Origin of the sequence: Thalassospira sp., assembly GCF_048059015.1 — a bacterium.
In the GTDB taxonomy this organism is placed as follows: Bacteria; Pseudomonadota; Alphaproteobacteria; order Rhodospirillales; family Thalassospiraceae; genus Thalassospira.
Genome location: NZ_JBLLNT010000011.1, coordinates 64,278 through 76,428 on the forward strand (window position 1 = coordinate 64,278; position 12,151 = coordinate 76,428).

Annotated in this window: 11 protein-coding genes; 6 read left to right on the forward strand and 5 right to left on the reverse strand. The window is 55.2% G+C overall.

The features are described from left to right. Positions 1–109 precede the first annotated feature (109 nt). Genes ACMZ66_RS15145 through ACMZ66_RS15155 form a run of 3 tightly spaced genes read left to right on the forward strand, consistent with a single transcriptional unit; the run spans position 110 to position 2,251 of the window. A complete protein-coding gene (locus ACMZ66_RS15145; protein ID WP_416938294.1) occupies positions 110–1,039 on the forward strand; it encodes a DMT family transporter in 930 nt (309 codons plus the stop codon). Between the two features lie 43 nt (positions 1,040–1,082). After that, entirely contained in the window at positions 1,083–1,580 is a 498-nt protein-coding gene (locus ACMZ66_RS15150; RefSeq protein ID WP_416938296.1) for a DinB family protein, read from the forward strand. After that, on the forward strand, positions 1,580–2,251 hold the full coding sequence (locus tag ACMZ66_RS15155; RefSeq protein WP_416938298.1) for a LysE family translocator: 672 nt from the start codon (positions 1,580–1,582) through the stop codon (positions 2,249–2,251). Before ACMZ66_RS15150 ends, ACMZ66_RS15155 begins: the two co-directional genes overlap by 1 nt. 20 nt (positions 2,252–2,271) lie before the next feature. Here the strand turns inward: ACMZ66_RS15155 and ACMZ66_RS15160 are convergent, their stop codons facing one another. The 4 genes from ACMZ66_RS15160 to ACMZ66_RS15175 form a co-directional block, all read right to left on the reverse strand. Further along, a complete protein-coding gene (locus ACMZ66_RS15160) occupies positions 2,272–3,501 on the reverse strand; it encodes a cation:proton antiporter (protein WP_416938300.1) in 1,230 nt (409 codons plus the stop codon). Between the two features lie 107 nt (positions 3,502–3,608). After that, a complete protein-coding gene (gene hisN / locus ACMZ66_RS15165; protein ID WP_416938301.1) occupies positions 3,609–4,394 on the reverse strand; it encodes a histidinol-phosphatase in 786 nt (261 codons plus the stop codon). A gap of 67 nt (positions 4,395–4,461) precedes the next feature. Next, a complete protein-coding gene (hisN, locus tag ACMZ66_RS15170) occupies positions 4,462–5,244 on the reverse strand; it encodes a histidinol-phosphatase (protein WP_416938302.1) in 783 nt (260 codons plus the stop codon). A gap of 166 nt (positions 5,245–5,410) precedes the next feature. After that, a complete protein-coding gene (locus ACMZ66_RS15175) occupies positions 5,411–6,049 on the reverse strand; it encodes a c-type cytochrome (protein ID WP_416938304.1) in 639 nt (212 codons plus the stop codon). Between the two features lie 357 nt (positions 6,050–6,406). Here ACMZ66_RS15175 and ACMZ66_RS15180 point away from each other — a divergent pair, with 357 nt between their 5' ends. After that, the gene (locus ACMZ66_RS15180; protein WP_416938306.1) at positions 6,407–7,147 is read left to right on the forward strand and encodes a 3-deoxy-manno-octulosonate cytidylyltransferase; all 741 of its coding nucleotides are present in this window, start codon (positions 6,407–6,409) and stop codon (positions 7,145–7,147) included. A 78-nt stretch (positions 7,148–7,225) separates the two neighbouring features. After that, a complete protein-coding gene (locus tag ACMZ66_RS15185; RefSeq protein WP_416938308.1) occupies positions 7,226–8,086 on the forward strand; it encodes a prephenate dehydratase in 861 nt (286 codons plus the stop codon). Positions 8,087–8,171: 85 nt separating this feature from the next. Here the strand turns inward: ACMZ66_RS15185 and ACMZ66_RS15190 are convergent, their stop codons facing one another. After that, on the reverse strand, positions 8,172–9,842 hold the full coding sequence (locus ACMZ66_RS15190; protein ID WP_416938310.1) for a methyl-accepting chemotaxis protein: 1,671 nt from the start codon (positions 9,840–9,842) through the stop codon (positions 8,172–8,174). Positions 9,843–10,224: 382 nt separating this feature from the next. Between ACMZ66_RS15190 and ACMZ66_RS15195 the strand changes: the two genes are divergently transcribed. Further along, complete coding sequence (locus ACMZ66_RS15195) at positions 10,225–12,042, forward strand: DEAD/DEAH box helicase (RefSeq protein WP_416938312.1); 1,818 nt, start codon at positions 10,225–10,227, stop codon at positions 12,040–12,042. Positions 12,043–12,151: the final 109 nt, after the last annotated feature.

The window sequence follows — 12,151 nt, forward strand, 5'->3', positions numbered from 1 at the left end:
TACAGCGATTGGCATTAGTTTGGCTAATGCAATGATCAAAAATGCTGGTTTGGTGCAATTCCTGATCTGACCTAAATTGCGACTTCAAATATTTTGGAGTCCTTTGGCCATGTTCGGTCTTTATGCAGCAGTTGTTTTAATCTGGGGTTCGACCTGGATCGCCATTCAGTATCAGCTTTCGGTCGCCCCGGAAGTCGCTGTTGCATATCGTTTTGCGCTTGCGACGATGATGTTGATGGCATGGTGTTTGGTCCGCCGTCTCCCGATGCGCTTTGCCATTCGCGATCATGTTTTCATGGCGGTTCTGGGCGTGTGCCTGTTCTCGCTGAACTATGTTCTGATCTATGTCGCCAGCGTGCATTTGACATCAGGTCTGCTGGCCGTGGTGTTTTCGACCATTGTCATCATGAATATGATTAATGGCGTGATCTTTTTCCGTCGCCGTCCGGAAACCCGCACCCTGATCGGGGCGGCCATTGGTCTTGCCGGGATTGCCATGGTTTTTGCCAATGATCTGGCAAGCTTTGATCTGGCTGCAGGTGGCAGCATCGGCCTTCTGGTGTCGCTTGCCGGGTCCTATATCGCCTCACTTGGGAATATGGCATCGGCGCGCAACCACGCGCGCGGCGTTCCGGTCATGCAAGCCAATGCCTATGGCATGCTCTATGGCACCATCATGCTGTTTGCCTATATTGCCATTGCCGGTATTCCGCTGTCATTTGATGCCAGCCTTAGCTTCATTGCCGCGTGGGTTTACCTTGCACTGGTAGGTTCGGTGCTTGGTTTTGGCTTCTATCTGACCCTTCTGGGCAAGATCGGGCCGGATCGCGCGGCTTATAGTTCAGTGATGTTCCCAATCGTTGCCTTGTTACTGTCGACCGTGTTTGAGGATTTCCATTGGACTAGCAACATCGTCTGGGGTGTGGGCCTGACATGGGTCGGGAACGTGGTTATTCTGACCAAACGTGTCCCCAAACCGGCAGCCGAGGTTCTTGAACAGGTTGCCCCAGCCCCGCCCGCACCCGGTGTGAAGTCCTGATTTAGGACCAAGCCGACGCGATATCCCAGTGATGGAGAAAGTCATGAGCAGCGCTGCCTATTTCGAACGGATGGCCAACTATAACAGCTGGGCGAACACGCATCTTTATGATGCCTGCGCCGCACTTCCGGTGGCGGAGCTTTCCGCACCACGCCGCGCTTTCTTTCCGTCGATCATGGCAATGCTCAACCATCTTTTGGTCGCGGATCGTTTGTGGATGTCACGTCTGACAGCCAGCCCGGTGACGATGGCACTTGATACGGTGCTACATGATGATTTTGATGCCTTGCGTGTCGCACGCGAAGCGCAGGATCAGGCGATCATTGATTTCGCAGCGACCCTGACGGACGAGATCATCGCTTCTGATCTGTCCTATCAATCGGTGACAGCTGGGGCCTATACCATGCCGCGCGATTTGATTTTGGGGCATATGTTTAACCATCAGACCCACCACCGTGGACAGCTTTCCAACATGGTGTTGGAGGCGGGTGGCAAGGTGCTTGAAATCGATCTGATCTATTACGCGCGGGATATGCTGTGATGATTGATCTTCTGGTGCAATACACGCCGTTTCTGATTGCGGCCTTCTTGCTTAATATCTCGCCGGGGCCTGATATGGCCTATATCGTTGGGCAAACGGCAGTACATGGGCGCAAGATCGGCCTGTTTTCGACCTTTGGCGTCGTATCGGGCGCGTTTGTCCATGTTATTGCCGCGGCCCTTGGTCTGTCGGCCATTCTTGCGACATCGGCACTGGCTTTCGCCATCGTGAAATGGGTCGGCGTTGCCTATCTGGTGTGGCTTGGCATTGGCGCGTTGCGCAGCAGTTTTGGCCGTCGTTCGAATGACGTTGCCGATGACAGCGCATCAGAAATCAAAATTTCGAAATCCCCGATCACAGCCCTTCAGGCTTGGCGACAGGGCGTGATGATTGATGTCCTGAACCCCAAGGTCGCGATCTTCTTCATGGCGTTTCTGCCGCAATTCGTTGACCCCGCACAGGGCCACGGCGCGGTTCAGTTTCTGGTGCTGGGCAGTCTGGTCAATCTGATCGGGCTGATTGTTGAAAGCACGATTGTCCTGATGGTTGCAGCCGCCGCTGTGCGGATCAAAGGCCATCATGCCGTCGGTGCGATTGGCACATGGCTTCAACGTGCCTTGGGCGCAATGTTCATTGCACTTGGCGCACGGCTTGCGCTTAGCCAGCAGTAACAGCTAACAATTTGAACTGATTAGCCTGCTTTGGATTTGCGCCGCGCCAGATACCGCACCAGCGCATGCGATGCCGGTGCGGCGCTGATGCCATGTGCGACGATGCTCATGCAGACAATCATGGTTCCTGCGGCAAAGATCGGTTTGAAGTCGCCCGGATCAATCATGGTCGCCATGATCAGCATGTAAATCACCGAGGCAATCCCGCGCGGTCCAAACCAGCCGATATAAAGCTTCTCACCTAGGCTATAGGGGCTGCCGATCATGCAAATCCACACACAAAGCGGACGCAAAATGATCAGGCTCGCCAGGCAAAAGACCGCCATGCTCCAGGTCCAGCTGTCATAAACGGCCGGAACAACGATCAGGCCAAAGACAAAGAATGTCAGCATGGTCAGAAGCTCTGACTCGGCCTCGCCAAAGCTTTCAATCGTGTCTCGCACCCGATCGCTTGAGATATTAAGTGCCAACCCACCGGCAAAGGCCGCGACAAATCCATTGCCGCCAAGTTCCTCGGCCAGAAGGAATATGAAAAGGGCGGCCAGAACGCCCAGTAGCCTCTCAAACCGATCAACAATCGTATCATTGGAAACGGCGTGATTAACGATCTGACCAATCACAAACCCACCCACAACGCCGATGCCAACCCCAATCGAGATTTCCAGAAGCGCTTCGGCGATCCAGGCGTTCTGTCCGTGATCCTGGATGTTGGCTTCAAGCAAGACAGCGGTGGTAAAGATCGGCAAAACAAGCCCGTCATTCAGCCCGCTTTCGATATTGATGCCTTGCCGGACGGGATCAGGCACGCCCTTGTTTTCCAGAACCGGGCGCCCAAGGGCCGCATCGGTCGGGCTGACAATCAATGCCAAAATAAGGGCCGGGATTACGCCGATGGTTGGATCAAGGCCAACGATAAAGGCCCATGTCACCCCGATGGTTAGCGGCAAGCCGATCAGAAGCAATCGGGTCGCGACATTGCGTGCGGCCTTTTCCTTGCGATAATTCAGAACAGCAGCATCAAGGAACAAAATGATCGCCAGCGTCATTTCGGCAAAGCCGGTGGCGAAATGAATGCTGCCCTCGACCGCGTTCATCGGTGCGGCATGCCAAATGCCAAGCGGCAGGGCAATCAGAAGACCGGTCAGGACCATCATCATCGGTGATGAGATATTGCGACGTTGCAGGCGCCGGGACTGCAACCCATAAAGCAGCCCAGATCCCAGAAACAGGATGATCACCCATTCGAACATCGCGCTGTCCCACTCGTTGCCCGGTTTTAACTCAGGCTATCTTGCCCGAAAAACCGTGCGAGACCAAATGGTTCAGTCCTGCAGTCGCGCGGCAAGGGTAGGGCGCATCAGGCGATCGCGCGTTTTAGAACATCAAGTCCTTCAGCGTGGCAACGGGTATCACCACTGGCAATGACCAGATCACCACTGTTGATGGTAAGCTGATCGCCATTCCAATCGGTGATGACACCACCCGCACCTTCAATCACCGGTACCGCTGCGCAGAAATCATAAGGCTGCAGGTTAGACTCGACCAAAACGTCGCCAAATCCCATGGCAATCAGGCCATAGCCATATGAATCAATGCCATAAACTGGCTGGCGTGCCGCGCTAAATGCCGCTTTGTATCCGGCAATTGCCTTTTCTTTGATGAAAAGATCCGGCCCAGTGGTGAAAATAGTGGCATCTTTCAGGTGCGAACAGGCGCGCACACGGACGACTTCACCGTTTAATGTGGTCGGCTGCCCCGAAACACCAATCCAGCGTTCATCAAGGATGGCCTGATCAATCACGCCAAGGATCGGTTTGCCGTTCTGACAGAGTGCAATCAGGGTGTTGAAGCTTGGTTTGCCGGTGATGAACGATTTGGTACCGTCGATCGGATCAAGGATCCAGACATATTCGGCATCAAGGTTTTCCGGCCCATATTCTTCGCCAAGAATCCCGTGATCAGGAAGTTCAGCATTGATCAGATCGCGCATGGTGCGCTCAATCGCGCGGTCCGCATCCGTGACCAGGCTGGCGTCACCCTTTTCATCGATCTCCAATGGCCGACGATAATAGCTTTGCAAAACCGGACGTGCGGCATCGGCAAGCTTATGCGCCATGGCAAGGAACGGGTGGCTGTTGGTCATCGAATGGCTCCTGTGTCGGGCAGGTGGCAGATCGCAAGTCTTGGATGGATCAAATAGGTGGGATCAATCAGGCAGTGGCAGCCTTGATTGTTGCCAGAACATCCTGATGGCAGCGTGCATCACCACTGGCAACAACATCACCGGCACTATCAATATGAAGCGGCTTGCCCGACCAGTCGGTCATGACACCACCAGCGCCTTCGACGACCGGAACCAGTGCGCAGAAATCATAAGCCTGAAGTCCGATCTCAACCACAGTATCTGCAAGGCCAAGGGCGGTCAGGCCATAGGCATAGGCATCAACGCCATACATCGGAACGCGGCATTTCTTTGCAACTGCGTCATAGGCCTTCGCCGAATCACCCCGGAAAAGTTCCGGTGCGGTGGTAAAGAAGGTCGCGCTGGCAAGGTCTTCGCATTCGCGTGCGCTGATTTCCTTGCCATTCATGGTGCTGGCCTGACCCATCACACCGACCCAGCGTTCATCGGTAATCGCCTGATCAATGATGCCCATGACGGGCGTGCCTTTGTGGCAAAGCGCAATCAGGGTCGCAAAGCTCGGCTTGCCGGAAATAAAGGATTTGGTGCCATCAATCGGATCAAGCACCCAGACATAATCGGCATCGATATTTTCGCGACCATGTTCTTCGCCAAGTATCCCGTGATCGGGCAATTCGGCATTCAGGATGTCGCGCATGGTGCGTTCGACTTCACGGTCGGCAATTGTGACGGGGCTGTCATCTGCCTTGACGTCAACCGCAACCGGGGTGCGGTAATATTTGCGCACCACAGGGCGGGCGGCATCGGCCAGTTTGTGGGCAATTTCCAGAAATTGGTCGAGATTTTCCATCAAAGCGCATCCCTGCAGACAAGTGGTCAATGGCATATGCGGCACGTACCGCGAAGTCAGGTTGCGTTGGCGAAAAAAGGCCCACGAAACGCAAACAGGGGACAGTTACCTGTCCCCTGTGAAAAATCAATATTTGATCAGAAAATCTGATCAGTTTTGTCAGCACTTACTGAGCAGTTGCTTCGCCTTCGGCCGGTGCCGCTGCTTCACCCTCGACCGGTGCAGCAGCTTCTTCAGCAGCGGCTGCTGCTTCTGCCGGATCCGGGAATGCCAGCGGGTTGTCTGATTTGGTGTTCAGCCAAGCAATAACCGCAGCACGGTCTTCAGCCTTTTTCAGGCCACCGAAGCTCATCTTGGTGCCATCGATGTAATCGCGCGGCTTGTAAAGGAACTCGTTCAGCTCATCAAAGCCCCACGAACCGCCATGGTTGGCGATACCATCGGAATAGGAGAAGTCGCCCACATGGCCAAAGGCCGCGCCGACAACACCATAAAGGTTCGGGCCGGTTTTGTTCGGACCACCTTTTTCGACGTCATGGCAGGACGCACATTTCTTGAATACTTTTTCGCCTTCAGCAAGATCCGCCGTTGCCAGCATGGCAAGAATCGGTTCCGGACCAGCCGGTGCTGCAGGTGCAGCAACATCAGCATTCGCCCCCGCCATCAGATCTTCGGAGAAAGGATAAACCGGTGCTTCCAGTTCATCGGGATGAACCAAAGCACTGCCGATCTTTCCGACAACTACTACCAGAAGCACGGCGCAGATGACTCCGGCGACGATCTTGTTGATTTCCATCGTGTTCATGACGGGACCCCGTTACAGCCTAATCACTCTCAGGTTTCTCATTATAGTCAGTTTACCCATGCGCCCCCCCTGGCAATCCTCATGGTTGAGAACACACTTGTAACCGCAGGCAAAACTGTTCGGTGGGAAACTATACGTTTCAGCGATTTGCATCAACCTTTCTTAAACACCAAGGCGAAAACGGATGCTGTAAAACTTTCGTCTAGCATCCGATGCAAAACGATTCCGTCTTTCACCGTTCCCCAAAAACCGGCTAATGTCGCGCCGATTCATCGCTGTGTTTTGCCATTCCCGGCCCGAGGGCTGCTTTGCGGAAGATCAAAACACAGGCAATTTGAGCCTGACCGGAGTTAGAAAATGTCGACGCCGCGCAATCCTGTTGTTGTTATTCCTGCCCGTATGGCCTCTACGCGCTTGCCCAACAAGCCATTGGCCGACATTTGTGGGGAGCCAATGATCGTTCAGGTTTGGCGTCGCGCGACCGAGGCGGGAATCGGACCTGTCCTTGTGGCTTGTGCGGAACAGGAAATTGCCGATGCGGTTACTGCCGCTGGCGGTATTGCCGTTCTGACCGACCCGGATTTGCCTAGCGGATCAGATCGCGTGCATCAGGCACTTCAAACATTCGATCCCGAAGGCAAATACGATGCGGTGGTGAATGTGCAGGGCGATTTGCCAACCATTGATGCCGCAGACATCCGCGCAGTATTTGAACCGCTAAACGACCCGGCCGTCGATATCGCAACGCTGGCCGCCGAGATCAAACGCGATGAAGAACGCACCAACCCCAATGTGGTGAAGGCGGTTGCGGCATTTGGATCGGGCCGTGTTGCCCGTGCACTTTATTTTACGCGCGCGACGGCACCGCATGGTGACGGGCCGCTTTATCATCACATCGGTCTATATACGTATCGCCGCGCAGCCCTTGATCGTTTTGTCGCCCTGCCACCGGCAGAGCTTGAACAGCGTGAAAAGCTTGAACAGCTGCGAGCGCTTGAAAACGGCATGGTGATTGCGGTCGCCCTTGTCGATGGTGTGCCGCTTGGTGTCGACACGCCCGAAGACCTTGAACGCGCGCGACTTGTCTTGGGCGCGTAATTGGGGTTTTCTATCCGGCCGCGCTTTAAACAGGGCGGCGCAAAACAAGTCTTTAATATCACTTCAGGAAACAGCCAGATGACTGCGCAACAAAGGATCGCTTTTCAGGGAATGCACGGTGCCTATTCAGATCAGGCAGCCCGTCGCGCCTTTCCGGGTGCAACGACAGTACCGTACAGAACCTTTGAAGGCGCCTTTAGTGCATTGGAAGAAGGCGATGTCGAACTGGCCGTGATCCCGATTGATAACACGCTGGCCGGTCGTGTGGCCGACGTGCACCACATCCTGCCGGAATCGGGCGTACATATTATTGGCGAGACATTCTTGCGCATTAACCACGCGCTGGTGGCTGTTCCGGGCACCAAGATCGAAGAGATCAAAGAAATCCACAGCCACGTTCACGCCCTTGGGCAATGCCGCAAGCTGCGTAAGGAACTTGGTGTCAATGCGGTGGTCGGCCCGGATACCGCGGGGTGTGCCAAAGAAGTTGCTGATCGTGGTGATAAATCCATTGCGGCCATCGCACCGGTATTGGCGGCCGAGATTTATGGTCTTGATGTTCTGCGCACCGAGGTTGAGGACGCGGCACATAACACCACGCGCTTTATCATTCTGGCGCGCGATCCGCTCAATATCCCCAATGACGGCACCCCGGTTGTCACAAGCTTTGTCTTCCGTGTGCGCAACGTGGCAGCTGCCCTTTATAAGGCGCTGGGCGGTTTTGCTACCAACGGGATCAACATGACCAAGCTTGAAAGCTACATGGTCGAAGGCCACTTCACGGCGACCCAGTTCTTTGCCGAAGTTGAAGCGCATCCCGAACAGCTTGGCCTGCGTCACGCGCTTGAAGAATTGCAATTCTTCTCGCACGAGGTCCGCATTCTCGGTGTTTACCCGGCCCATCCGTTCCGCCGGGAAAATGACCTTCCGGCAGAGTGACCGGTTGCGAATGCATATAATAAAGAAAGGGCCGGACAGTGATTGTCCGGCCCTTCGTCGTTAAGGCATTTGTTTGGCAAAGGTCTTAGTCGCCAGCCTGCTTTAAAAGGTCGCCCGAGAAACGCTGAATAATCTGGGTCAGCTCGGCCGAGCGGGTTGAAAGTTCGGCCGATGCGGATTTCAGTTCATCTGCATCCTGGGTCGTGCCTTGTGCGTTTTTCATGGTTTCATCAACACTGTAGGAAATCTGTTTCACGCCATCGGCACTGCGATTGGCATTGCCCGAGATTTCCTGTGTTGCCGCACCCTGTTCTTCAATGGCTGCGGCAATCGCGGTTGAGGAGCTGCGAACCTGTTCAATGGTTTCCGAGACGCGCGAAATGCCCGTGACGGCACGCTCGGTCCCGTCAACAATGTCGTTAATCTGGGCAGCAATCTCATCCGTTGCCTTGGCGGTCTGGGTCGCAAGGTTTTTGACCTCGTTGGCAACCACGGCAAAGCCTTTGCCAGCTTCGCCTGCGCGCGCGGCTTCAATCGTTGCGTTCAGTGCCAGAAGGTTGGTCTGACCGGCAATGTCGTTAATCAGGCCAATGATTTCCTTGATCTTGTCGACCGTTGCAGACAGGCCAGCAACGTCATCCGATGCGCTTTGGCTTTCATCGGTTGCCCGTTCGACAGTGTGCGACATCTGGGAAATCTGAACATTGATTTCCGTGATCGAGGATGAAAGCTGTTCGGTCGCAGCGGCAACCGCATCAACATTTTGCGAGACTTCGCTTGCGGCGGACGCGACCTGTTGGCTTTGACCCAAAATGCCGTCGGCGTTATGGGCCATGCTGATCGCAAGATCACCGCTGCGTTTAACCGACCGGTCTACGGCACCGGCAATGCCGCCAACTTCGCTTTCAAGCTTCTTGGCAATCTCGCGGATGTTTGCGCGGCGTTCCTGTTCGGCTTTCTGCTTCTGGTTCGCGGCATCAGCTTCAAGCTCTTGGGCCTTGGCCGATTTGTCACGAAGTGCCAACACACCAGCACCCATGTCACCAATCTCAATGAAATGAGACTCGGTTTCGACCGGGGCCTTGTAATTGCCATCGGCAATGGTCGTGATCGCATTGTTCAGGCCGAGAATGCCGCGCGTGATCCGCGTACCAACTATCCAGGACAGGATACCCGCAATGACAATCGCGATGGCCGAGATGATGGCGATATTGACGATGACCGATGCAAATTCGGATTCGACATCATCCATGTAGACACCGGCACCTAGCGCCCAGTTCCAATCCTTGATCGGGCGCACATAGGCGGCCTTTTCGATCAGCTTTTCGCCTTGTCCGGGTTTTTTGGTTTCATAAGTGATGATCCCGCCGCCTGCCTTGGCGGCATCGACGATCATGTTGCGAACCTTGCTGTCCGGGTTGCATTTGCCGACATCTTCGGGGCTCAGCGGGTCAAGAACCATGCAGTGATTGTAATCCGTCGCATAGATATAGTTCTGACCATCAAACCGATAGCTGTTGAGAAGCGAAAGCGCTGCTGCCTTTGCTTCGTCCTGGCTCATCTCGCCGCTTTTCGCTTTGGCGATATAGGTGTTGACGATCGACACCGCTCCCTCGGTCAGATGCGAAATCTGTTCGAATTTGCCGTTACGAAGACTGGTCTGATAGTTCAGCGCGACGGTAAAAATAATCGCAAGCAACGTTAAAAGGCAGATCGCTGGAATGGAGAAAATGCCTGTGACAACCCGAAACCGCATGGACGTACCCTCGTAAGTTATTGTCGTTGATGGATTATTATCACCGATCAATGGTTAAAGAAGTTACGGATCCAAGATATATTCGGTGCTGCTGCGCGTTTTTGCATGGCTGACCAGCACTTGCTTTGATTGACATCTGTCCAACACACCTGTATCACCCCGCTCATTCCTTCGCTTGCAAAGACAGAATCAGCTGTCAGGAACTGTATGAAAAAGGCGAGGGCGGTTACGACGTGATGACGTCGTGGCCTCACATCATTTGCCTCTCATGCAGGGTCCGACGCAGTGGCTGTCATTTGCCGCGCACCGGTCTCGACTGCGTTTGAGCAGGCACCATTGGCGTTAACATGGCGCCGACCGGATAAACGAAGGGCTATCCTTTATGACGAATTTTGATGGGCTCAACCTGATCGAGCCCCTGCTGCGCAATGTTGAAGCTGCTGGTTTCTCCGCGCCGACCGAAATCCAGGCTGCGACGATTCCTGCACTTCTCGAAGGCAAGGACCTGATGGGTATTTCCCATACGGGTGGCGGTAAAACGGCCGCTTTCTGCCTGCCTTTGCTGCAGCGTCTTGCTGAAAATCCGCAGCGTCCGAAGCCGGGTCAGCCGCGCGCAGTTATTCTTGCGCCGACCCGCGAACTGGCAACCCAGATTGGCCAGTGCCTGCGTGACTTCAAAAAAGGCATCCGCCTGTTTTCTTCTGTTGTTTTCGGTGGTTCCCCGATGGGCCCGCAGATTCAGGAACTGCGCCGTGGCGTTGATATCCTGGTTGCGACCCCGGGTCGTCTGCTTGATCACATGTCACGCAACACGGTTCGTTTCGACGATGTCGAAGTCTTCATCCTTGATGAAGCTGACCGTATGCTCGATATGGGCTTCTCCGAAGACGTTCTGACCGTGGCTGAACTTTTGCCGAACCAGCATCAGACTGTGATGTTCTCGGCAACCATGCCGCCGGAAGTCAAACACCTGACCGACCGTCTTCTCAAAGATCCGGTCAAGGTTGAAACTGCACCGCAGTCCAGCGTGACCGAGCGTGTAACCCAGGTTGGTATGTTCGTGAAACGTCACGACAAGACCAAGCTTCTGGTTCAGTTGCTCAAGCGTGATGACGCCGAACGCGTTCTGGTCTTCACCAAAACCAAGGCTGATGCGGACGAGCTTTCGTTCCAGCTGCGCGATGAAGACATCGACAGCGACGCCATCCATGGTGACAAACAGCAGCGCATCCGTCAGAAAATCCTGCGCAACTTCCGCAATGGCCGTTTCCCGGTCCTGATTGCGACCGATGTTGCTGCACGTGGTATTGACGTTCCGGGCATCACCCACGTTGTGAACTATGACCTGCCGCAGGATGCGGAAAGCTATGTTCACCGTATCGGTCGTACCGGTCGTGGTAGTGCCGAAGGTACCGCAATTTCGTTCTGTGAACCGCGGGACATTCGTCTGCTTCGCAATATCGAACGCCTGATCAAACAGGACGTTGATATCGACGAAGATCACGAATTCCATGCCGCTCCGCCGCCCCGTTCGTTTGGTGGTGGTGCTGGCGGCGGTCGCGGTCGTGGTGGCCGTGACGGTGGTCGCGGCTTCGGCGGTGGCGGTCGTGGTGGTTTCGGCGGTCGTGATGGTGGTCGAGGCCGCGGCGGTTTCGGCGGTGGTCGTGATGGCGGCCGTGATGGTGCCCGTGGTGACAGTCGTGACGGTGGTCGCGGTCGTGGCTTCGGCGGCGGTCGTGACGGTGCCCGTGATGGTGGTCGCGATGGTGGTTTCCAGGGCGAACGCGCAGCACGCGGCTTTGGTGGCCGTGATGGCGCACGCGATGGTGCCCGTGAAGGCGGTCGTCGCGATTTTGCTGATCGTCCGCGTCGTGACAGCGGTGATTTCCGCAATGATCGCAAGCCGCGTTTCGACAATGATGATCGCGCACCACGTGGTGATCGTGAAGAACGTGGTGGCAGCCGCGGCGGCAACTTCCGTCCGCGTGGCGAAGGTGGCAACCGTGACCAGCGCGAAGGCGGTAACCGCGACGAGCGTCGTTTTGCCGACAAGCCGCGTGGTGATCGTGGTGGCAACTTCCGTGGCCGTGATGGCGGTCGCGATGGTGGCCGCGATGGCGCACGCCGTGATTTCGGTGATCGTCCGCGCCGCTCCGAAGGCCGCGGTGGCAGTCAGGGCATGAAACGCCGTTCTGCCTAAGTGACCTCATACGATCAGATGGGGTGAATTGCGCCTCTGATCGCAAATGATTTTCGTAAGAGAGCCGGTTGTTTCGAACCGGCTCTTTTGCATTTCAGGATAGTTCGAA